Source organism: Tepidibacter sp., assembly GCF_025210165.1.
GTDB lineage: Bacteria > Bacillota > Clostridia > Peptostreptococcales > Peptostreptococcaceae > Tepidibacter_A.
This window is the reverse complement of the sequence record NZ_JAOASI010000038.1, coordinates 40,820-63,294: the sequence shown is the minus strand read 5'-3', so window position 1 is coordinate 63,294 and position 22,475 is coordinate 40,820. Positions and strand designations below refer to the sequence as shown.

19 protein-coding genes and 1 riboswitch are annotated in these 22,475 nt (G+C 28.9%); of the genes, 4 read left to right on the top strand and 15 right to left on the bottom strand.

Going from position 1 to position 22,475, the window contains the following annotated elements:
• Positions 1–194 precede the first annotated feature (194 nt).
• A complete protein-coding gene (locus N4A48_RS06105) occupies positions 195–563 on the bottom strand; it encodes a hypothetical protein (RefSeq protein WP_293664958.1) in 369 nt (122 codons plus the stop codon).
• A 200-nt stretch (positions 564–763) separates the two neighbouring features.
• Here N4A48_RS06105 and N4A48_RS06100 point away from each other — a divergent pair, with 200 nt between their 5' ends.
• Both N4A48_RS06100 and N4A48_RS06095 read left to right on the top strand, forming a co-directional pair.
• On the top strand, positions 764–1,771 hold the full coding sequence (locus N4A48_RS06100; RefSeq protein WP_293664957.1) for an ABC transporter substrate-binding protein: 1,008 nt from the start codon (positions 764–766) through the stop codon (positions 1,769–1,771).
• A gap of 304 nt (positions 1,772–2,075) precedes the next feature.
• Complete coding sequence (locus tag N4A48_RS06095; RefSeq protein WP_293664956.1) at positions 2,076–3,767, top strand: SulP family inorganic anion transporter; 1,692 nt, start codon at positions 2,076–2,078, stop codon at positions 3,765–3,767.
• A 323-nt stretch (positions 3,768–4,090) separates the two neighbouring features.
• Here the strand turns inward: N4A48_RS06095 and gdhA are convergent, their stop codons facing one another.
• The 6 genes from gdhA to N4A48_RS06065 all read right to left on the bottom strand — a co-directional run bounded on the left by gdhA (position 4,091) and on the right by N4A48_RS06065 (position 10,004).
• The gene (gene gdhA / locus N4A48_RS06090) at positions 4,091–5,428 is read right to left on the bottom strand and encodes an NADP-specific glutamate dehydrogenase (RefSeq protein WP_293664955.1); all 1,338 of its coding nucleotides are present in this window, start codon (positions 5,426–5,428) and stop codon (positions 4,091–4,093) included.
• Positions 5,429–5,650: 222 nt separating this feature from the next.
• Positions 5,651–6,304, bottom strand: coding sequence for a phosphate signaling complex protein PhoU (gene phoU, locus N4A48_RS06085; protein WP_293664954.1), 654 nt, complete (start codon positions 6,302–6,304; stop codon positions 5,651–5,653).
• Between the two features lie 10 nt (positions 6,305–6,314).
• Positions 6,315–7,070: a phosphate ABC transporter ATP-binding protein PstB gene (gene pstB / locus N4A48_RS06080; RefSeq protein WP_293664953.1), complete on the bottom strand. Its 756-nt coding sequence runs from the start codon at positions 7,068–7,070 to the stop codon at positions 6,315–6,317.
• Positions 7,071–7,082: 12 nt separating this feature from the next.
• Positions 7,083–7,994: a phosphate ABC transporter permease PstA gene (gene pstA / locus N4A48_RS06075; RefSeq protein WP_293664952.1), complete on the bottom strand. Its 912-nt coding sequence runs from the start codon at positions 7,992–7,994 to the stop codon at positions 7,083–7,085.
• On the bottom strand, positions 7,994–8,869 hold the full coding sequence (gene pstC / locus N4A48_RS06070) for a phosphate ABC transporter permease subunit PstC (protein ID WP_293664951.1): 876 nt from the start codon (positions 8,867–8,869) through the stop codon (positions 7,994–7,996). The genes pstA and pstC overlap by 1 nt, the downstream gene beginning before the upstream one ends.
• A 187-nt stretch (positions 8,870–9,056) precedes the next feature.
• On the bottom strand, positions 9,057–10,004 hold the full coding sequence (locus N4A48_RS06065; protein WP_293664950.1) for a PstS family phosphate ABC transporter substrate-binding protein: 948 nt from the start codon (positions 10,002–10,004) through the stop codon (positions 9,057–9,059).
• A 208-nt stretch (positions 10,005–10,212) separates the two neighbouring features.
• Here N4A48_RS06065 and typA point away from each other — a divergent pair, with 208 nt between their 5' ends.
• Positions 10,213–12,030, top strand: coding sequence for a translational GTPase TypA (gene typA, locus N4A48_RS06060; protein WP_293664949.1), 1,818 nt, complete (start codon positions 10,213–10,215; stop codon positions 12,028–12,030).
• A gap of 278 nt (positions 12,031–12,308) precedes the next feature.
• Here the strand turns inward: typA and N4A48_RS06055 are convergent, their stop codons facing one another.
• The 8 genes from N4A48_RS06055 to N4A48_RS06020 all read right to left on the bottom strand — a co-directional run bounded on the left by N4A48_RS06055 (position 12,309) and on the right by N4A48_RS06020 (position 20,325).
• Positions 12,309–12,479, bottom strand: coding sequence for a hypothetical protein (locus N4A48_RS06055; RefSeq protein ID WP_293664948.1), 171 nt, complete (start codon positions 12,477–12,479; stop codon positions 12,309–12,311).
• Between the two features lie 2 nt (positions 12,480–12,481).
• A complete protein-coding gene (locus N4A48_RS06050; RefSeq protein WP_293664947.1) occupies positions 12,482–12,799 on the bottom strand; it encodes a hypothetical protein in 318 nt (105 codons plus the stop codon).
• Positions 12,800–13,100: 301 nt separating this feature from the next.
• The gene (locus N4A48_RS06045; protein WP_293664946.1) at positions 13,101–14,375 is read right to left on the bottom strand and encodes a dicarboxylate/amino acid:cation symporter; all 1,275 of its coding nucleotides are present in this window, start codon (positions 14,373–14,375) and stop codon (positions 13,101–13,103) included.
• 114 nt (positions 14,376–14,489) lie between these two features.
• A complete protein-coding gene (locus N4A48_RS06040) occupies positions 14,490–15,326 on the bottom strand; it encodes a response regulator (protein ID WP_293664944.1) in 837 nt (278 codons plus the stop codon).
• 4 nt (positions 15,327–15,330) lie between these two features.
• Complete coding sequence (locus N4A48_RS06035) at positions 15,331–16,581, bottom strand: sensor histidine kinase (protein ID WP_293664943.1); 1,251 nt, start codon at positions 16,579–16,581, stop codon at positions 15,331–15,333.
• An 11-nt stretch (positions 16,582–16,592) separates the two neighbouring features.
• Positions 16,593–17,690, bottom strand: coding sequence for an HD-GYP domain-containing protein (locus tag N4A48_RS06030; RefSeq protein WP_293664942.1), 1,098 nt, complete (start codon positions 17,688–17,690; stop codon positions 16,593–16,595).
• 148 nt (positions 17,691–17,838) lie between these two features.
• The gene (pepF, locus tag N4A48_RS06025; RefSeq protein WP_293664941.1) at positions 17,839–19,623 is read right to left on the bottom strand and encodes an oligoendopeptidase F; all 1,785 of its coding nucleotides are present in this window, start codon (positions 19,621–19,623) and stop codon (positions 17,839–17,841) included.
• Between the two features lie 45 nt (positions 19,624–19,668).
• Entirely contained in the window at positions 19,669–20,325 is a 657-nt protein-coding gene (locus tag N4A48_RS06020; RefSeq protein WP_293664940.1) for an MgtC/SapB family protein, read from the bottom strand.
• Between the two features lie 177 nt (positions 20,326–20,502).
• Positions 20,503–20,687, bottom strand: a riboswitch (cobalamin riboswitch).
• A gap of 193 nt (positions 20,688–20,880) precedes the next feature.
• On the opposite strand from N4A48_RS06020, the gene N4A48_RS06015 reads away from it, so the two are divergent.
• Entirely contained in the window at positions 20,881–22,461 is a 1,581-nt protein-coding gene (locus tag N4A48_RS06015) for a DUF342 domain-containing protein (RefSeq protein ID WP_293664939.1), read from the top strand.
• Positions 22,462–22,475: the final 14 nt, after the last annotated feature.

Genomic DNA, 22,475 nt, shown 5'->3' with positions numbered 1-22,475 from the left:
TTCGATATTTTGGATAGAATAGTTATTAAGCTCCAACATATTGAAAGCCTCCTTTATAAAAGTTTTTTGATTAACTTTAGGTTTTCATATTTGTTGGAGTTTTATTATTTGAAAAATTTAACTAGCACAACGGGTTAATTATATTATACATCAATATTCCACCAAAAAAAACTTGGCATATAACTGCCAAGTTTTTAGTAATAACCATAATAATCACGTCTTCTTTTTTTTCTTCGTCTTCTTCTTTGAGGTCTATATCTTCTTCTATCTAAAAGTTCTCTAAGTAATAATATAGTGATTATATCTCTTCCATATCTTCTTCTACTCCTAGTTAAATCATCATCTTCCTCTCTAAACGAGCAGTCTTTAGAATATTCTTCATATATCTTATCTACAATTTTTTCTATTTTCTTATCACTAGGAAACGGATTCATATGAGGATTTTCTTCTAAATCATACTCTTCACAATATTTATATATATAAGGATATACATCCTTATATATTGACGGATACGATTTTTTAGCCTTATCGTAACAATAATTCATATAATAATAGTTATACATACTCTCACCCCTTCGTACTATACTATGTGTATTCATATAATTTTGTTATAACGAATAGAAAATTATAATCATCTTCAAATTGTAGACAAAGAAAATCTTCAAAAGAAAGATTTTTTTATATTAAGTAGGTGAAGTAACCATTATTCTTTTAATGAATATATTGAAAATACAACTAATCTTATATTAAGAGGTGATATTTTATGAATATACGTAAAAAATGGGCACTACTATTATCATCAATAATGATATTAATGCTCGTTACTGTAGGTTGTTCAAATAATAATTTAACCAAAATAACACTCGCTGAAGTTACTCATTCAACTTTCTATGCTCCTCAGTATGTAGCTCTTACAGAAGGCTTTTTTGAAGAAGAAGGTCTAGATGTTTCTATAATAAATACAAAAGGAGCAGATAAAACTATGGCAGCGCTTCTTTCAAACGAAGCTGATATAGGTCTTATGGGGCCAGAGGCTTCTGTCTATGTCTATAACCAAGGAAAAGAAGATTACGCTGTTAACTTTGCTCAATTAACCCAAAGAGACGGTAGCTTCTTAATTGGTAGAGAAAAAGACGATAACTTTACATTTGATAAATTAAAAGGTAAAAGCATACTCGGAGGAAGAAAAGGTGGCGTTCCAGAAATGACACTTGAATACGTTTTAAAGAAGAATAACCTAGACTTAGAAAAAGATGTTAATATAAGAATAGATATACAATTTAGTGTAATGGCTGGAGCCTTTACAAGCGGAACAGGAGATTATGTTACATTATTTGAACCAGTAGCTACTTCTTTAGAAAAAGAAGGTAAGGGCTATATAGTAGCGTCTATAGGCAAAGAGTCCGGTTATCTTCCGTATACATGTTATAGCTCTAAAAAATCTTATATTAAAAAGAACCCAGATATAATACAAAAGTTCACAAATGCTATATATAAAAGTCAGCAATGGGTAAAAACTCACTCTTCAGAAGAAATAGCTCGTTCTATATCGCGTGAGTTTCCAGATACTGATATAGAAGATTTAAGTGTAGTTGTCAAAAGATATAAATCACAAGATACATGGTCAGAAACTACTATTTTAAAGGAAGATGGTTTGAATCACTTAATGGATATAATAGATTTAGCTGGAGAATTAGATAAGAGGGCTCCTTATGAAAAGATAGTGACTACTGAATTTTCTCAAAAGGCTGTAGAAAATTTGAGTAAATAATTTGAGTTTTAAATTAGTTTTCTGAGGGTTATCAAAACTGTCTATGAGAATACCACTCATACAACTAAGGTTTTGTATCGTTTAAATATACGTTAAAAAACTTCTTATGTCTGAGCTTTAGCGAGTTTAAGAAGTTTTAGTATATTTAATAAGATACAATCCCTAATTTTATCATTTCAATTTTCACCCAATTCTCAATTTACTCTTTATCTATAATTATCATAGACATATTCTCATCTTAGGTGTATGATAATATGTTGTATTTAATATACAATAATATTTTAACGTCAAAGGGATGGTGTTTATGTTAGTTCCAAAATTATTTACGTGTTTTAAATCATACAGCAAGGAACAGTTTGCAAAAGACCTTATATCAGGGATAATCGTAGCAATCATAGCTCTGCCACTTTCAATAGCTTTAGCTATTGCATCTGGTGTATCACCAGAAAAAGGTCTTTACACTGCAATCATAGCAGGATTTTTAATATCTTTACTTGGAGGAAGTAAAGTTCAAATCGGAGGGCCAACAGGAGCTTTTATAGTAATCGTATACGGAATTATACAAAAGTTTGGAATTGAAGGTTTAACTATAGCCACATTTATGGCAGGATTCTTTCTTATTCTCATGGGTATTTTTAAATGCGGTAACATGATAAAGTATATACCCTATCCTATAACAACAGGATTTACAAGCGGTATAGCTGTAACTATCTTTTCAACTCAGATAAAAGATTTTTTAGGGCTTAATATTGATATTCCATCAGAGTTTATGCATAAATGGATAGTTTATTTCCAGAATCTAAACTCTTTTAATATTCAAAGCTTATTAATAGGCGTAACATCTATACTAATAATAATATTATTACCTAAAATAAATAAAAAGGTTCCATCTACTCTTGTAGCTATAATTTTTTGTACATTTGCTACAATTTATTTTAATTTAAATATAGATACAATAGGAAGCAAATTCAGCAATATACCTTCTACTCTTCCTAGTATTACTGTTCCAAACTTAAATATAAATATGATAATAACTCTTATTCCTTCAGCTATAACAATAGCTATTCTTGCAGGCATAGAATCTTTACTATCAGCTGTAGTAGCAGATGGAATGGTGGGAGGAAACCATCGTTCTAATATGGAGTTAGTAGCACAAGGTTTAGCTAATATAGCTTCTGCATTATTTGGAGGTATTCCAGCAACAGGAGCTATAGCAAGAACAGCAGCTAATATAAAAAATGGTGGCAGAACACCAATATCAGGTATAGTACACTCAATTACTTTGATATTATTCATGATAATTTTAATGCCTTACATAAAGTTAATTCCAATGGCATCACTTTCAGCTATTTTAATAGTAGTTTCATATAATATGGGAGAATGGGATGTATTTAAAAAAATACACAAGTTTCCAAAGAGTGATTCTTTAGTATTTTTAACTGTATTTTTACTGACTGTATTTTTTGATCTTGTAATATCTATATGTGTTGGAATTGTGCTTTCTTCTTTCTTATTTATGAAGAGAATGGCAGATGTTACAGATATAAGACCAGTATCTTATACTTATGAGGATGTAGATGAAACTGCTTTTGAATATAAAATTCAAATTCCTAAAGATATTTACATATATGAAATAAATGGAGCATTCTTCTTCGGAGCTACAGATAAATTTATAAAAACCATGAAAAGTATGAATGATCTTCCTAAGGTCTTAATATTAAAAATGAGCAATGTATATGCAATGGATGCAACTGCCTATAACGCACTAGAAGCAACTCAAGATTTATGTGATAAAAACGGAATAAAACTTTTAATACTAGACATTCAGTATCAACCACTTAAAGTATTAAAAAAGTGTGGCTTTATAAATAATAAAAACCAAGACATATTGTTTAAGGACTTTGACAGTGTATTTAACGAGGCTTTAAATATAGTAAATAGTTATTATGATAAACAAAAAGATATACCTCAAATACCTAAAATACATACAGCTTAAATAAATAGAGTTTGATATTTTCAAACTCTATTTATTTAGTGGCAATTCTAAAATTTAATAGACTTCTAATACTGTTTCATATAATAACATTAATAAGGGTATTAAAATGTTAGAGAATGATTTAAGTATTTTTGTATAAAACTTATATTGCATCGTTTTAATATCCGTTAAGAAAGTTCGTTGTTTGACCGTTAGGGAGTTTAGAACTTTCAGGATATTGAATAAGATGTAATATTTAGTTTTATAAAAATACTTAACACATTCCCGGTATTTTAATACCCTTATTTTTCGCTTATATAAACTACTTATATATAATATATGTATTAAACTATACCTTGAGCCATCATAGCATCAGCAACTTTTAAGAAACCAGCTATATTAGCACCAGCTACATAATTTCCTTCCATTCCATACTCTTTAGCAGCTTGTTTAGATGATTTGAATATATTTACCATTATACTATGAAGCTTAGAATCAACCTCTTCAAATGTCCAAGATAATCTCATACTATTTTGAGACATTTCAAGAGCTGAAGTTGCAACTCCACCAGCATTAGCAGCCTTAGCTGGAGCAACTAATACCTTATTGTCTAAGAATAGATTAACAGATTCATTTGTACAAGGCATGTTAGCTCCTTCTCCTATAGCTATTACTCCATTATCAATTAACTGCTTAGCTTCTTTAACATCTATATCATTTTGAGTTGCACAAGGAAGAGCTACATCACATTTAATAGTCCAAATACCTTTTTGTCCATCATGATACTTTGCTTCTGGATGATCCTTTACATACTCACTAATTCTCTTTCTTTCAACTTCTTTTATTCTCTTAACTGTATCAAGCTTTATTCCATCTTTATCGTATACATATCCTGTAGAGTCACACATAGCAACTACCTTAGCTCCTAAAGATTGAACTTTCTCACAAGCATATATAGCAACATTTCCAGAACCAGAGATTACTACTGTTTTATCTTCAAAACTATGTCCATGCTCTTTTAGCATTTCCTCAGTAAAGTATACAAGACCAAATCCTGTAGCTTGTTTTCTTACAAGTGATCCTCCATATGTAAGTCCTTTACCAGTAAGAACGCCTCCTTCATAAGCATTCTTAACTCTTTTATATTGTCCAAATAAATATCCTATTTCTCTTGCTCCAACACCTATATCTCCAGCAGGAACATCTAAATCATGACCAATATGTCTATATAATTCAGTCATAAAGCTTTGACAGAATTTCATTATTTCATTATCAGATTTACCCTTAGGGTTAAAATCTGATCCACCTTTTCCTCCTCCTATTGGAAGTCCAGTTAATGAATTTTTAAGTATTTGTTCAAATCCTAAAAACTTTATAATTCCAAGATAAACAGATGGATGGAATCTAAGTCCTCCCTTGTAAGGTCCTATAGCACTATTAAACTGTACTCTAAAACCTCTGTTAACTTGAGTTTTTCCATTATCATCTAACCAAGGTACTCTAAACATAATTTGTCTTTCTGGCTCTACAAATCTTTCTAAAAGACCAGCTTCTACAAACTCAGGGTGTTTTTCTATAACAGGCTCTAAAGAATGTAAAACCTCTTCTACCGCTTGGTGGAATTCTACTTCACCAGGATTTCTTTTTTTAACTTGTTCTAAAATACTTTCCATAACTGACATATAAATATACCCCCAAATCAAATTTTTAGTTTTTATTTTTCTATACCTTTTCAATACCCCTTTGTCTTTAATTATACAACTTGTAAAATAATTTTCAACCTAAAAAATACATGTTTTAATAATCTTGATTATATTCAGAATTTTCAGATTTTTTATCTTTAAAATAAAAGTGTTAATGCAAAGTTTCTACACTAACACTTTTTTACTTTTAAGGAAATTCTATTAATTTATTTCTATTATTTCTCCTTTTGAAATATATATTATCCTCTCACATATATTCGTTATATGGTCTGCTATTCTCTCTAAGTATCTTCCTACAAAGAGTAGTTTTGTGCCTTGATTTGTATAAGCTGTACTCTCATGTATCAGGCTCAATATGTCTCTATATACATCTTTATATAAATCATCTACAAGTTCATCCTCTCTACCCACTTCAAGAGCAATCTCAGCATCTTCTAATTTAAAACTTATTTTTAGGTTTTTCATCATATTAATAATTATTTCTTTAATTTTAGGTATATCTACAAGTTTTTTTATATGCTCTTCTTTTCCTATTTTTATAGCTTCTTTAGATATATTTACACAAAAATCTCCAATACGCTCAAGATCTGTTATTATCTTAGACACAGAAAATATAATTCTAAGATCTTTTGCCATTGGTTGTTGAAGGGCTATAAGTTCTATAGCTTTTTCCTCTATTTCATACATACAATTATCTATCTCATCATCTAATTTTACTATGCTTCTTGCAAGTTCTAAATCTTTGTTAACAAGTGCATCAACAGCTTTTTCTATCAAAATTTCTACTTTATCCATCATAAACAAAACATCTTCTTTTAATTCATTTATATCTGTTCTAAAGTTTTCTCTAACCATAATTTGCCTCCTATCCAAATCTTCCAGTTATATAATCTTCTGTTTTTTTGTATTGAGGATTTGTAAATATCTTATTCGTCTCTCCAAATTCAACAAGTTCACCCATCAAGAAAAATGCTGTATTATCAGATATTCTGGCTGCTTGCTGCATAGAATGAGTAACAATAACTATAGTATAGTCTTTTTTTAATTCTTGTATAAGGTCTTCTACCTTAGATGTTGCTATAGGATCTAGTGCAGATGTTGGCTCGTCCATCAAAATGACTTCAGGCTCCATAGCTATAGCTCTTGCTATACATAATCTTTGCTGTTGACCACCCGATAATCCATACGCAGATTTATCTAATCTATCTTTTACTTCATCCCACAAAGCAGCACCTCGAAGACTTTTTTCTACAACTTCATCTAATTTCTTTTTATCCCTAATACCTTGCTTTTTTAGTCCATATACTATATTTTCATATATAGATTTTGGAAATGGATTAGGTTTTTGAAATACCATTCCCACTCTTTTTCTTAAATCTTCTACTTCAATATTATTTGAATATATATCTTCTCCATCTAGTACAATCTCTCCATCTAATTTTGTTCCCTCTATTAAATCATTCATTCTATTTAATGTTCTTAAGAATGTAGATTTACCACATCCTGATGGTCCTATAAAAGCAGTTACTTTCTTCTCTTCTATATCTAGATTAATGTTTTTTAAAGCTTTGAAACTTCCATAATAAAAATCTAAATCACTTACTTTCATTTTAACTGCCATTTCAATTCCCTCCTAATTCTTTATCCTATCCTGGTACTTATTTCTTAAAAGTATTGCTACTAGATTTATCAATACTAAAACCATCAGTAAAACTAATATTCCTGCTGATGCAACATTTTGAAATTCTGCTTGAGGCTTTGATGCCCAGTTATATATTTGAAGAGGTAGAGTTGTAAATTCATCAAATATCCCCTTTGGAGAGAACCAAATACCAGCTGCTCCTCCAACAACTACAAGGGGAGCTGCCTCTCCTATAGCTCTTGATACAGCAAGTATCGTTCCTGTTAATATACCAGGCATAGCATAGGGAATAATAGCTCCTGTTATTGTATCCCATTTAGTAGCACCTAATGCATACGATGCTTCCTTTAACTCCTTAGGGACTGTTTTTAATGCTTCTTGGGATGAAACTATTATTATAGGAAGTATTAACAAAGCCATAGTTAAAGATGCAGATAAAATACTTCTTCCAAATCCAAAAGTTCTAACAAATAAAGAAAGTCCTAATATTCCATATACAACAGATGGAACTCCTGCTAAGTTACTTATGTTAACTCGTATTATATTTGTAAGTTTATTTTTAGGTGCGTATTCTTCTAAGTATATTGCTGATCCAAGTCCTAGAGGAAACGCAATTAGTAATGTTACTATATTTACCCATAAAGATCCAAGTATTGCGGCTCTTATTCCTGATTTACTTGCAATCCTAGATGTATAATTTAAGAAAAAATCAAGATTTATATGAGAAATTCCTGTTTTGAAAACATCTGAAAAAAGTGCAACTAATATTATTATGCTAAATGATATAGATCCTAATAATATAAGGTGAAATAATTTATTCATTAATTTTCTCTTTTTTAAGTTCATATTATAGTCAGAATTTTTATTTATAATTTCTTTATTTTCTAAATTAATTGCATCCATTAATATTCCTCCCTAAGTTTATTAGCAGCATATCTAGATAACATATTCATAACTAATGTCATAACAAATAAAAGCATAGCAACTGCATATAAAGTTTGAGCTTCTATAGTCCCTTTTGCTATATCTCCTTGACTTACCTGAACTATAAATCCTGTCATAGTCTGAATACTCTCAAGCGGATTTAAAGTAAGCTTTGGAGTTGACCCTGCCGCAAGTGCCACTATCATAGTTTCTCCTACAGCTCTTGATATAGCCAATATAAAAGATGATATTATTCCAGATATAGATGCAGGAATTACTACTCCAAATACAACTTCTAATTTTGTAAGCCCTAGAGCATACGCACCTTCTCTTAAGCTTTTAGGTACTGCCTGCATAGAATCTTCACTTAGTGATAATACCATTGGTATAGTCATTATACCTACAGCTATAGCAGCACTTAGTGCATTATAAATATTTGTTTGAGGTATAATATTCTTAAGTATAGGTGTAATAATATTAAGTGCAAAAAAACCATAAACTATAGAAGGTATTCCTGCTAATATTTCTATTATAGGCTTAATTACTTTTCTAACTTGTTTATTTGAATACTCACTTAAATATATAGCGCTTAAAAGTCCTATCGGTATTGATATTATAGACGAAAATAATACGATTAAAAATGTACCACTAACTAATGGTAGTACTCCAAAGTGCTGAGGCTTTAAAAGAGGAGTCCACTGTTTTCCTGTAAAGAACTCTATAGGTGATACCTCAGTAAAGAACAATGCACTTTCTTTAAACAAAATAAATAATATACTAATAGTTATAAATATTGATACCATTCCAAACCCAGATAAAATATACTTTATTATTTTTTCATTTAATTTTTTCATACTTCATCCTCCAATATTTTTAATGACATACTTAGAATACTATTTATTTGTTATATGAATGTTAAGTGCATATTATCTATTTGTTAACTTAGTTAATTTTATGTAAAATTCGTGTTACTCAAAATAGTCTCATTAGTAAAAAAAGCAAACACCCATATATTATTCTTGAGTGTTTGCTTTTTGTTTATTATTCCTCTATTTGAAAAAGTTGATTATCATACTCAGATTGAGGTAATTTTACGTATCCAACTTCAGTAACTAATTCTTTTCCTTCTCCTAGGTAGTACTTTATAAATTCTTTAACTTCTTCTCTTTTTAAAGCTTCTTTATTAACATATAAGAATAATGGTCTTGATAAAGGTTCATATGTTCCATTTTCTACAGTTTCAGCAGTAGGTGCTACTGGTCCATTTCCAGAATCTATTGGAACTACTTTTAACTTATCTTTATTTTCTATATAATATGCATACCCAAAGAATCCTACTGAATACTTATCTCCTGCTATACCATTTACAAGTACGTTATCATCTTCACTCGCAGTATAATCTACTCTTATAGCTCCACCTTCACCATTTACTTCTTCTGTAAAGTATTCAAATGTTCCTGAATCACTTCCAGGTCCATAAAGCTTTACACGCTCAGCTGGCCACTCAGGTCTTACATCTTTCCACGTCTTAACAGAACTATTAGGTTCCCATATTTTAGTTAACTCTTCTAAAGTTAAGTAATCTACAAAGTCGTTTTCCGGATTTATAACAACAGATAATCCATCATACGCAACTTTAAGTTCTAAGTACTCAATTCCACCCTCTTTAGCCTTATTTATTTCTTTATCTTTTATAGGTCTTGATGCATCGTTTATGTCTGTTTCTTTAACTAAGAACTTTTCGAATCCTCCACCTGTTCCAGAAAAATTAACAGTAACCTTAACTCCTTGATTCATCTTCTGAAATTCTTCTGCTACTGCCTCACTTATAGGATATACTGTACTTGATCCATCTATTGCTACAGATCCACCCAGTCCTTTGTCAGTTTCTTGAGTTTTTCCTCCACATCCGGTTAACATTCCTACCGATAAAACTCCTATTATCCCTAGTGATAATAGCTTTTTCATTTTAGTTTTAATGATTCCCATAAAATATTCTCCTTTCAAATTTCAGAAATTATTTTTTCCACATATTCAGAATACTATTCATTTGTTATATCAATGTTAAATGAGTGTTATAGCTTGGTTAAGTATGTTAATAATATGTAAATACTAGGATTTCAAAAACTTTATTTGCTTATTCATAGATTTAAGTGTACAATATAAGAATGCGATTTTTAAAGAAAGGGAGTTTAAAATGTCGAAAAAACAAGATATTGTAAATATAGCAGTTATTGCCCACGTTGATGCAGGAAAATCTACACTAGTAGATGCATTTTTAAGTCAAAGTGGTGTCTTTAGAGAGAATCAAGAAGTTGTTGATTGTGTAATGGATAGTAATGATTTAGAGCGTGAAAGAGGTATAACTATATACTCTAAAAACTGTTCTATTCAATACAATGGAGTAAAAATAAATATAGTAGATACACCTGGTCACTCAGATTTCTCATCTGAGGTTGAAAGAGTTATAAAAACTGTTGATACAGTTATACTACTTGTAGATTCAAGCGAGGGCCCTATGCCTCAAACTAGATTCGTTCTTCAAAAATCTTTAGAGCTTGGAATTAGACCTATCTTATTCATAAATAAAATAGATAAAAAAGATCAAAGGGCTGAAGACGTTGTAGACATGGTTTTTGATTTATTCGTTGATTTAAATGCTAATGATGAACAATTAGATTTCCCAATTATATACGGTATTGCAAAAGATGGTATTGCAAAGAGAGAATTAGATGATGATAGTACTGATTTATCTCCTTTATTTGAAACTATACTTAACCATGTAGACGTGTATCCTGATTACGATAACGAATCTCTTCAAATGCAAGTATCAGCTCTAGGTTATGATGATTATATCGGAAGACTTGGTATAGGAAGAATTTATAAAGGTACTTTAAAAGAAGGTCAAACAGTTGCTATCACAAGAAGAGATGGTTCTGTTGGTAAGGGTAAAGTAGCTAAAATGTTTGTATATGAAGGTTTAAACCAAATTGCTAAAAAAGAAGCAAAAAGTGGTGACATAGTAGTTATATCTGGTATATCTGATATCTCTATAGGAGAAACTCTTTGTAATGAAGATAATATATTACCTATGGAAATGATAAAAATAGAGGAACCTACACTTTCTATGAACTTCTACGTTAATGATTCTCCATTCGTTGGACAAAGTGGTAAATTCTTAACTACTAGACACTTAAAAGATAGATTAGAAAAAGAGCTTGAAGTAAACGTAGGATTAAGAGTAGATGCGTTAGATACTACTGATGGATACAAAGTATCTGGTAGAGGAGAACTTCACTTATCTATACTTATAGAAAGTATGAGGAGAGAAGGATACGAACTTGCAGTTTCAAAGCCTGAGGTTTTAATGCATAAAGAAGACGGAGTTTTACTTGAGCCAGTTGAAAGAGTTATCTTAAATGTTCCTGATGAATACTCTGGAACTGTAATTTCTAAGCTTAACTTAAGAAAAGGTCTTATGGAAGGTATGGAATCTGAAAACAACTACACAAAACTTGAGTATATAGTTCCTACAAGAGGTCTTATAGGTTATAGAAGTGAATTTATAAACGATACTAGAGGAGAAGGTACTATAGTTCGTTCATTTGCAAGATTTGAAGAGTACAAGGGTGAAATACCTCAAAGATTAAATGGAGTTTTAATATCTCAAGCTAAAGGTGTTGCTATGGCATATTCTTTATTCAACTTAAGTGATAGAGCCACAATGTTTATAAATCCTACCACAGAGGTTTATGAAGGTATGATTATAGGTATGAACTCTAGAAAAGAAGATATGACAGTTAACCCTTGTAAAAACAAGAAATTAACTAATACAAGATCTTCTGGTTCTGATGATGCTGTTAAATTATCTCCACCTAGAACATTCACTCTAGAAGAAGCGTTAGAATTCATAGCTGATGATGAGCTTGTAGAAATCACTCCAGATGCTATAAGACTTAGAAAGAAAGTATTAAATGAAAATGATAGAGTAAAATATAATAAAAATAGAAAATAGAGAATAAGAGGAATTTTCCTCTTATTTTTTTATTTCTGCTTAAACTCAAATTAAGGGTATTAAAATACCACTCATAGATTAAATATTTTTAATAAAACTAAGCATTACACCTTATTCAATATTCTAAAAATTCTAAACTCCCTGTCGGTCAAACAACGAATTTTCTTAACATTTATCTAGTGATTTTTGGATATTACTATATCTATAGATAGGTAATTATTGAACAATATTCCTATAAATTAGATATTTTTATATAGGATTCATTTATTTTTACATTATTATCTAAATTTAATTTCCATACTTCCTTTTTTCCTCCCTATATTAATTCCAAAATAAAAGGATGGGTATAGAAATATAACTTGTTCATTCTTTAACTTTATTTCAATAGCATCACAAATCAACTCTTCTTGTTCTTCTAAATTATAAAATTTAATTATATCTATGCACAACTTTATTCATCTTCAGTTCCTGCTTTCGCTTTAACAAAGTTATCAATTAAAAATGGAATTAGCCTTTCTCTCCATGTTACTATGTCAATATGTCCACTAGACATTCCACCATTAGCATATTCTTCAATATATACCATGTCATCGCTATTAAGTGTTCTACCTATTTTTTCTTCAAACAACGTAATTAGTCTTTCCCTAAATTGCTTGGCTGTAATATTTTTAATATCATAATCCAATTCTTTTTTAAGTTCATCCCATAAATACGGATCTCCACGAATCCCCCATTGTCTTGGTAGAATATCAAACACCTCTGAAACCATCATAAGACACACCTCATCCTTCGATAATATTCCAAATACTACCTATGATTTTACCATATATTTTAAATATATAGGTCAATTAAACATTATACTATCAATTTACTAGTGATTAAAAAAACAAACTCCAAAATAATACACATTACAAATTTTAGCTACTTTTAGTTAACGTTTTATTAAAACGTTGACAAAGTAGCGTTATTTTAATGTGTATTATTTTGTGCTTATGCACAAAAAAATAAAGGGCTTAAGCTCTTTATTTTTTCTATACTAAATGATTATAATTTTTTTGTTCTAGCGAATTTTAGTTTAAAACTTCTTCTACTACTTTTTGATTATAATACATATCTTCATCAAACTCGCCTTCAGTTTTAGCCACAACTATTGTACAAACTGAATCTCCAGTTATATTTATAGCAGTTCTACACATATCCAATACTCTATCTATACCTATTATAAGAGCTATACCTTCAACAGGAAGACCTACTGATTGTAAAACCATAGACAGTGTAATTAGTCCAACTCCAGGTACACCAGCAGTTCCAACTGATGCAAGTGTAGCTGTAGCTATTATTGTTAATAAAGCTTGCATACTTAAATCTATTCCGTATACTTGCGATATGAATATACAGGCAACTCCTTGCATTATAGCTGTTCCATCCATATTTATAGTTGCTCCAAGAGGAAGTGTAAATGATGCAACATTCTTAGATACTCCCATGTTCTCAACAGCTTCTATAGTTACAGGAAGTGTTGCATTACTTGACGCTGTAGAAAAAGCAACTCCAGCTACAGGTAAGAACTTCTTAAAAAATACCACAGGATTTAATCTACCCACAAATGTAAGAACTCCCATATAAGTACATATTGCATGTATAATTAATGCAAATATAACTGCTAACATGTATTTAGCTAAATTTGCCATAGCACCTAATCCAACTCTCGAAAAAGTATTAGCTATAAGAGCAAATACCCCAATAGGTGCAAATTCCATAACAACCATAACCATTTTCATTACTATTTCATTTAAAGCTTCAAATATATCAATTACAGGTTGTGCTTTTTCTCTAACTAAGGCCATACTTACTCCCATTAATAAAGAGAAAACTATTATAGGAAGCATCTGTCCATTTGCCATTGAAGCTATAGGATTTGTAGGCACCATAGATATAATAACATCAACAAGTGATTTTGACTGCCCTATAGTTGGTTCTTGCTTTATTATATTAGACATATCCAGTCCAATACCAGGATTCATAAACTTACCTATAAATAAGGCTATACTTATAGCAACCGCAGTAGTTATCATATAGAAAACAAGAGTTTTAACCCCTACTCTTCCTAATTTTTTAACATCTCCAATTGCAGATGCTCCGCAAATTAAAGATACAAATACAAGTGGTACCACAAGCATTTTTATCGCATTTATAAATACCTTACCACACAATCTGAATATTCCGTCTATTAACAATGCATCTTTTACATATCCTGACGGCATAGAATTTAGTATCAGTCCCATTATTAGTCCTAGCCCTAAAGCTATAAATATTTTCATTGTTAAACTAAGCTTTTTTTTCATATATTCCCCTCCTAATTTTTTATCTTATAATATTATGATATAGGGGGAATACAAAAAAATACTGAAATATTCAAAATAATACTTTTCATTTTTCAGTAAAATGCAATAATTCAATTACATAATTTCATTTTGTATTATTAGACCTTCTATAAACTTTTTAACACTTATCTTTCCACATACGCTACTTTTCCCTCTTATATAGTCCATTTGAGTTTTTACATCTTCAAAATTAAATACCAAATTTGAATATGTCGAAAAATCATTGTTCATATAATCTTCAATTCCCAAACTAGCTATATTATTTAAAGCTTTATTTATAGCTCTTCTTATTCTTTGCTCCATAGCTTTAGGATTATTGCTTAGTTTTTTGCACATCTCACTAACCTTGTAATTTAAATATTTATCACCTTTAGTGATAATATATTCACATATATTTATTATATCTTTACTTCCTATTTCTCCTATTATCCCTAATTTTGAAAGAGAATACTTAATTTTTGCAATTTCTGACTTTTTACTTGCACTCTTATTATCTGATTCTAGATTTTTAAACATTCCCTTTATACTATTTAAGGTAGCATTCATTTCAATTTTTTCTTTTACATTATTTATAACTTTTTCAACCTCTATTATATTTATAGGTTTATTTATAAAAAACTCAATCCCTTTATTATATGCTTTTGCTATCATATCTTTTGATGATACCTGAGATATCATAATAAACCTAATATCACGCTTAATATTTTTAACATTTTTTACAACCTCTATACCATTTTTGCACGGCATTAATAGATCAACGATAACTATATCTGGGTTTTTAACTAATATTTCTTTTATACACTCTTCTCCACTCAGTGAATACCCTATAACTTCCCCTAAATTCTTATACTCTATTATATTTTCTAAAACCTTAACAACACTTATATCATCATCAACTATATAAAATTTCATTCAATCACCTTTCTAGTTGTTCTTTAGGTATTATTATTTCAAATGTAGTACCTATCCGATACTCCGATTTAATACTTATACATCCATTAAAATGTGATTCAACCATTTCTTTCACAATAGTAAGTCCTATACCTCTATTCATATCACCTGTGTCCATATTGAACTTAGTAGAAAAACCAGGATTAAATATATAATTTTTATCAGAATCTTTTATACCTTTACCATTATCTGATACAATAAAAATAAACTTGTCATCCTCACAAAAATAGCTAACATCAATAACCCCATTTTTATCATTTATAGATTCTATAGAGTTGTTTATTAAGTTCCTAAGTATAGATATCAAAATATAATGATCCTTAACCTTTATATCCCGTCCAATATTAAAATTCACTTCTATACTAGAACCAATTGAATCCATATACTTAATAGTACTGTCTTCAAGTATATTAAATATATAAACAAGACTCATTTCCTTATGCTTTGCTTTTATATGAGTAACTTCTTCTATCCCTTTTATAACCCTTATATAATCTTTTTTAATTTCGTGTATATCTTTTGTTATAGAAAGAGATATAGCTTTTATACTATCATCTATATCTAAAGAATCTAGTTTTTCATATAATTCAAACGAATTGCTCATAACCCCTTCTATATTATCCATGTTTTTATTCATAAAATATATCTCTGTTTTTAAACTAGATATTAAAAATAATAATTTTCTATATCTTTCATCATGTTCTTCTTTTTCTATCAAAATATTATATTCTTTTATTATATTTATAAATACAAGCGCAACAGAACTTCTAACTAAACACACCATAATCAGAACTTTTGTATTTTGTATACCGAAATTCATATTATATCTAAATAAACTTTCAACTAAATTCCCAACAAATTCACTCATGCAAAGGGATGTAAACAGAAAGTATATATTCTTCTGATTTCTAATTTTTAACAAATTAAATACCATTCCAAAACTTAAATAAAAAAATATAACTGGATAGTTAACTTTAAATGAATAATAAAAGCTATTTCCTTCAAAATACAATATAATAACCCTCAAAATAAATACTACATTCGCCGTTACAACACTAGTTACTATTATATTTATATTCTTAAAGAATATAAATATAATAGATAAAAATATTATTCCAGCAGATACCCTAAAATCATCATTGAATATATTTATATATATTTGAGATACAAAAGCTATAATCAAACTTATCAGTATATTTTTTTTAAATTCTTTCACTTTAAATCTCCTTAATTAGAAAGTATGCTTTCTAATTGTTTCTCTATAAATAAAGTCTTTTCCTCTATTAAGTCTACAAATATATTTTTATACATTATATTTTTTCCATCTTTATCTGCAAGAAGTTTGATTATAGGTCTATCAAGCATATGCTTATTTTGGTTATATACAATACCCTTAGACCCATCAGAGAGTTTGACTATAGATCCTTCCTTAAACTTTACTATTCTAGATAAAAACAATTTAACTATTTCAAAGTCAAAATCATTATAACCTAAACTATATATGTATTCAGAAGCTTTATATATAGGCATTTTTTCTCTATATACTCTATCTGTTGTCAAGGCATCAAAAACATCTGCTACAGAGCATATTCTAGCCAATTCATATATACTATCTCCTGCCAATTGATTCGGATACCCCTTTCCATTCCACTTTTCATGATGTTGTAAAATAATTTGCTTACTCAAAGCAGATACTTCATCTCCATAATTATCACTTATATATCTGTATCCCATTTCAGGATGTGTCTCAATTTCACTTCTTTCCTTATCCGTTAACTTTCCTGGCTTATTTAAAATATCTGGATTTATGGAAACTTTTCCAATATCATGAAGCAATGCTCCTAAAGCCAATTTATGGAGTTTTATCTTGTCATACTTCATAATAATTCCAGCATAAAGACACGATACCATAACATTTAAACTATGCTCATATAAATAATCATCTGTCACTTTAATCTCATTTATACTGTAGGTTATATCTCTTTTAGATGTTATTATGTCTAACATTTCAGAAACAGTATTGTTTATTATATTCATATTAAGTCCTATATTTTTACCTTTTTTGACCATATTAAACTGATCCTTTATAACACCTTTTACTTCTCTATATTTTTCAGTTGATATTGTATCATTAGGTTCTATACCTTCTGATATTTCATCATTTACATAAACATATTTTATATCTTTTAACTTAAGCTGACTAATATAATTATGGTTTAACTTAACATTTTGTTGAAGTAATACAACTCCATTTGAATTTATACTTTTAGCTACATAATATTCATATTTTTCAACATCTATATAATTAATATTTATAAGCCTCATTGGACCACCTCACACTACAATTATTCTACATATATTAATAAGTCTTATTTTATATGATATCAGAGTCTATTTTTAACTTCAATGAGATATTGTATTTATTTGGCTAAAAAAAGAGAAATCTATCGATTTCTCTTTTTTTTATGAAACTTTATTTAGATTTTTCAAGTTTATATACTAGTTCTTTAAAAGTATCAAGAGCTATTTGTATAGATTTTTCATCTTCCATATCAACACCAGCTTTTTTAAGCTGATTCAAAGGATAATCAGATCCTCCACTTTTTAAGAATTCTAAATATCTATCTAGTGACTCAGAATCCCCACTTAATATATTATAGCTAAGAGTTGCAGCAGCAGAGAATCCTGTGGCATACTTATATACATAAAAATTAGAATAGAAATGAGGAACTCTAGCCCATTCCATTGCAATTTGATCATCAACACATACATCTTTTCCATAGTACTTAACATTCAAATCATAGTATATATTACAAAACTCTTCATTAGTTAGTGCTTCTTGATTTTCAGATTTTTCATGTATAATTTTTTCAAATTCAGCAAACATAGTTTGTCTATATACAGTAGTTCTAAATTGCTCTAAATAATAGTTTAATATATATAATCTTTCATCCTCACTCTTACTATTTTTAAGCATATAATCCATAAGTAGCTGTTCATTTAAAGTAGATGCAACTTCAGCTACAAATATCTTATAATGAGAATATAGATACGGTTGATTTTTTCTTGAGTAATAACTATGCATAGAATGTCCAAGCTCATGAACTAAGGTAAACAAAGAATTTAAATCATCTTTATAATTAAGAAGTATAAATGGATGAGAATCATAACTTCCCCAAGAATAAGCGCCTCCTTTTTTACCTTCATTCTCATAAATATCTATCCAACTTTCATCAAAAGCCTTTTGTATCAATTCTATATATTCATCACCTAATGGTTTTAAAGCTTTTAATATTATTTCTTTAGCTTGTTCATAAGGTATTTTTATATCTAACTTCTCAACTAAAGGAGTATACATATCATACATATGTATTTCATCTAACCCTAAAAATTCTTTCTTCAACTTTAAATATTTGTGCAAAGTATCCATATTTTTAGATATAACCTCTATTAAATTATCATATACACTTGAATTTATATCATCTTCAAATAAAGATGCATGTATAGCAGAATCATAATTTCTTGCCTTTGCATAAAAAATCTCTCTTTTAATACTTCCTTCTAATGTAGCTGCAAATGTGTTTTTATATTTACTATAAGTATCATACATGTTTTCAAATGCATCTTTTCTAACTTTTCTATTTTTACTTTGCAAAAATTTCGAAAAATTCCCATGAGTAAGTCTAACTTTTTCCCCTTTTTCGTCTTCTATTTCAGGAAATTTAATGTCTGCAAAGGATAACATATCAAATGCATTTTCTGCAACATTTGCAACATCAGAACTCATAGCCAAAATTTCTTCTTCTTTTGGCGATAGTGTATATATTTTTTTTCTTAATATTTGGTCTATAAGCTTTTTATATGGCTTTAATTTATTACACTTTAAATATTCATTCATCTTATTTTTATCTATATTTATTATTTCAGGAATCATAAATGATGTAATAGTTCCTATTTGAGTAGATAACATATCGGATTTTCCAGATAGTGACTGTTGTTTAGTATTTGCTGTATCTTCATGCTGCTTCATATGTGCATATACATAAGTGTTTTCAGATAATCGAGATATTTGTTCATACAAACTTAAAGTCTGGTATAAATTATCTTCAGAATCACCTAAAATGCCTTTATACTTTTTCATATTTTCTAAAAGATTCTTAATTTTTTCAAAATCTTTATTTAATTCATCTTCATTTTTGTATATACTTTCCAAGTTCCACTTAAATTCTTCTTTAATTTCATTTCTTTTTTCAGACATATATTCCTCCTTATATATTTAATAGTATAGCAGAATTACTATTATTTATTCATATTCAATCTTTATGACATCTTCTAAATCTAAAATATTTTTTACAACTTCTTTAAAGTGTATCTTACTATTATACACTACTATTATCTTCACATCCCAATACTTATACTCATCGTGAGATATATCTATATTCTTTATAAAAATCTTTCTGCTCTCTATTATATCTATAACATTTGATATTATATTTGAAATATTTTTTATATTAATATATAATGTACTAGTTTTACTAAGCAATATTCTCTTATCTATAAATTTTAACGTATACAATGTCATAATAAGCAAAAAACAAGATACAAACGCTAAATAATAATATCCAAATCCGATAGCTATCCCTATACAAGCAGTCACCCAAATACCAGCTGCAGTAGTAAGACCCCTTATACTATCTGATGTTTTAAGTATTGCTCCAGCTCCTAAAAAACCAATTCCTGATAGAACTTGCGCTGGCATCCTAGCAGGATCTAGATTTACATATTGTACATATTCTTTGAACAACATCAGAGATGTAACAGCAACAACACAAGAACCTATAGAAACTAAAATATGAGTTCTAAACCCAGCCCATTGATGAGATTTCTCTCTTTCAAGACCAACTACGCCTCCTATAAATAGCGCAAATAACAATCTAAATATCATTTCTTTATGAGTCATTAAATCACCTCTTTTTTATTCTATTCTCTATTATATTCATATATCTCAAAAAAAAACAGGCCTCGTATAGGCCTGGGGCGAAAAAAATATTTAGGGAAAGAAAAATATATAAAAAACCTGCCTAAGCGACGTACTAGGACAGAAATAATTATTTTTTCCTGACCCTTCCCTCCGAAGGCTGAAAACTATATACAGGTAGGTCTCCTGACTTATGATTCATCTTAATCCCTATCCTTCCCACAGAATAATCCGCAGTGGTTTTATAGGTTTTATCATCAACTACAGTAGCGGGGGCTGTGACGGATTCTAACCGTTCTTCCCTGTTATCCTTTAAAATAAGGACCTGTATACTTTACTAAGTTTTCTTAATTATAATAACATACAATTTATTATTTTACAATATATGTAAAATGATATTTTTCTATTTTCCCAATATATATATTATTATTGTATAATTTGGTATATAATAATAATATATATATTGCACTTTTAACTAAATATACAACCTTCATAAGCCGATATATTATATATTCACAAATTAATACGAGGTGATTTATGTACATAATACAAAACGATTTTTTTGATGTTTTCGAAGACAATGAAAAACTTTATATAAAAACAAAAAAGCAAGGTTTTGATATTTCAAATTTTTCTGAATTATCAGCCTCATATCCACGAATGAATATAACGTATTTTTTAAATCTTAAAAATGCTTTAGATAATGTTTCAGAAGATAAAGTAGAAATAGGTGTATTAAAACCACAGATAGAATTGAGTATTTCACCTGATAATACTGAAGTTCATTTTAAGTTAAACGTCTCAAATAATGAGCTTAAAAGTAATAGACAACAAATAATTCAATCTATATTATCAGAGCTAGAATCAAATAAGATAGTACACGGAATAATTCATACTGTACTTGATGAAGATATAAAAACACAAAAAAATATATTAATAGCCAAAGCAACACCAGCTGAAAATGGGCATGATGCTATAATAAAGTATCTAGATTTACCAGATAAAAAGCCAACCGTGAGAGAAGATGGTTCAACTAATTATTACGAAATGAATCTGATACATGAAATACATAAAAATGATTATTTAGGTGAAAAAAGTCCTGCAACCAAAGGTATTGATGGTTTAGATGTAAAAGGAAATGTAATACCATCTAAACCAGGAAAAGATAAAAGACTCAGTTTTGATAGAAAAACAGTTGCAGAATTTGAAGAAAATAACAAAATAATATTAAGAGCATTAACAAATGGAGCACTTTCTCACAATCAAGGAAAGGTATCTGTTCTAAAGCACTTAGTAATTCCTGGTGATGTAGGCTATGAAACAGGTAATATAATCTTTGACGGCTCAGTTACAGTCAAAGGTACTGTTTGTGATGATTTCAAAGTTATAGCAACAGAAGACATTTCAATAGATAGTCCAATGGGTATAGGTGCTGCTGAAAAGATAGTATCAACAAATGGATATATATATATAAAAGGTGGCGTTTGCGGAAGAGAAAAAACTTTGATTCATTCTAAAAAAAGTGTTTTTGTTAAATATGCTAATGCATGTACTATAATAGCTGAAGATACTATACATATAGGATTTTATTCCCTAGACAGCACCCTAGAATCTAAAAGTATTCTTTTAAATCCTGAAAAAGGTAGAATAATAGGAGGAACAATTAGTGCCTATGCAAAAATAGTAACAGGTGCTATAGGAAATTCTTCAGAAAGAAAAACAATAGTAAATGTCAAAGGATTCGATAGAAAAAAAGTAAAAAAAGAATTAGATGAAATATTAATAAAATATAAAGCTTGTTTATTAGAGTTAGAAAAAAACAAAAGAGAAATGGAAGTTTTTTCAAACTCTTTCAAAAACCAAGCTGAATTAATGAAAACTCATGAATACCAATATTATAATAATATTCTTGAAAAGCTTACATCAGAATTAGCAGAATTAGAACAAAAACGAAAGTCTCTTTCTGATTATTTAGATTCAAAAGGAGAAGGAGAAATATCTATAGCAAACAATGCTTATCCTCAAACTTTCTTAGAAATAAAAAATCTTCAAAAAATAATTAAAAAAGAAACTTCTGGAACTTTTTATGCACAAGATAATAACCTTCACTCAGAATAAAAATTCGTCTACTC

Bases quoted from the DNA above. Each gene is read 5' to 3' on its own strand.
- N4A48_RS06105 (WP_293664958.1), bottom strand. From the start codon at position 563: ATGTATAACTATTATTATATGAATTATTGTTACGATAAGGCTAAAAAA.
- N4A48_RS06100 (WP_293664957.1), top strand. From the start codon at position 764: ATGAATATACGTAAAAAATGGGCACTACTATTATCATCAATAATGATA.
- N4A48_RS06095 (WP_293664956.1), top strand. From the start codon at position 2,076: ATGTTAGTTCCAAAATTATTTACGTGTTTTAAATCATACAGCAAGGAA.
- gdhA (WP_293664955.1), bottom strand. From the start codon at position 5,428: ATGTCAGTTATGGAAAGTATTTTAGAACAAGTTAAAAAAAGAAATCCT.
- phoU (WP_293664954.1), bottom strand. From the start codon at position 6,304: ATGGTTAGAGAAAACTTTAGAACAGATATAAATGAATTAAAAGAAGAT.
- pstB (WP_293664953.1), bottom strand. From the start codon at position 7,070: ATGGCAGTTAAAATGAAAGTAAGTGATTTAGATTTTTATTATGGAAGT.
- pstA (WP_293664952.1), bottom strand. From the start codon at position 7,994: ATGGATGCAATTAATTTAGAAAATAAAGAAATTATAAATAAAAATTCT.
- pstC (WP_293664951.1), bottom strand. From the start codon at position 8,869: ATGAAAAAATTAAATGAAAAAATAATAAAGTATATTTTATCTGGGTTT.
- N4A48_RS06065 (WP_293664950.1), bottom strand. From the start codon at position 10,004: ATGGGAATCATTAAAACTAAAATGAAAAAGCTATTATCACTAGGGATA.
- typA (WP_293664949.1), top strand. From the start codon at position 10,213: ATGTCGAAAAAACAAGATATTGTAAATATAGCAGTTATTGCCCACGTT.
- N4A48_RS06050 (WP_293664947.1), bottom strand. From the start codon at position 12,799: ATGGTTTCAGAGGTGTTTGATATTCTACCAAGACAATGGGGGATTCGT.
- N4A48_RS06045 (WP_293664946.1), bottom strand. From the start codon at position 14,375: ATGAAAAAAAAGCTTAGTTTAACAATGAAAATATTTATAGCTTTAGGG.
- N4A48_RS06040 (WP_293664944.1), bottom strand. From the start codon at position 15,326: ATGAAATTTTATATAGTTGATGATGATATAAGTGTTGTTAAGGTTTTA.
- N4A48_RS06030 (WP_293664942.1), bottom strand. From the start codon at position 17,690: ATGAGGCTTATAAATATTAATTATATAGATGTTGAAAAATATGAATAT.
- pepF (WP_293664941.1), bottom strand. From the start codon at position 19,623: ATGTCTGAAAAAAGAAATGAAATTAAAGAAGAATTTAAGTGGAACTTG.
- N4A48_RS06020 (WP_293664940.1), bottom strand. From the start codon at position 20,325: ATGACTCATAAAGAAATGATATTTAGATTGTTATTTGCGCTATTTATA.
- N4A48_RS06015 (WP_293664939.1), top strand. From the start codon at position 20,881: ATGTACATAATACAAAACGATTTTTTTGATGTTTTCGAAGACAATGAA.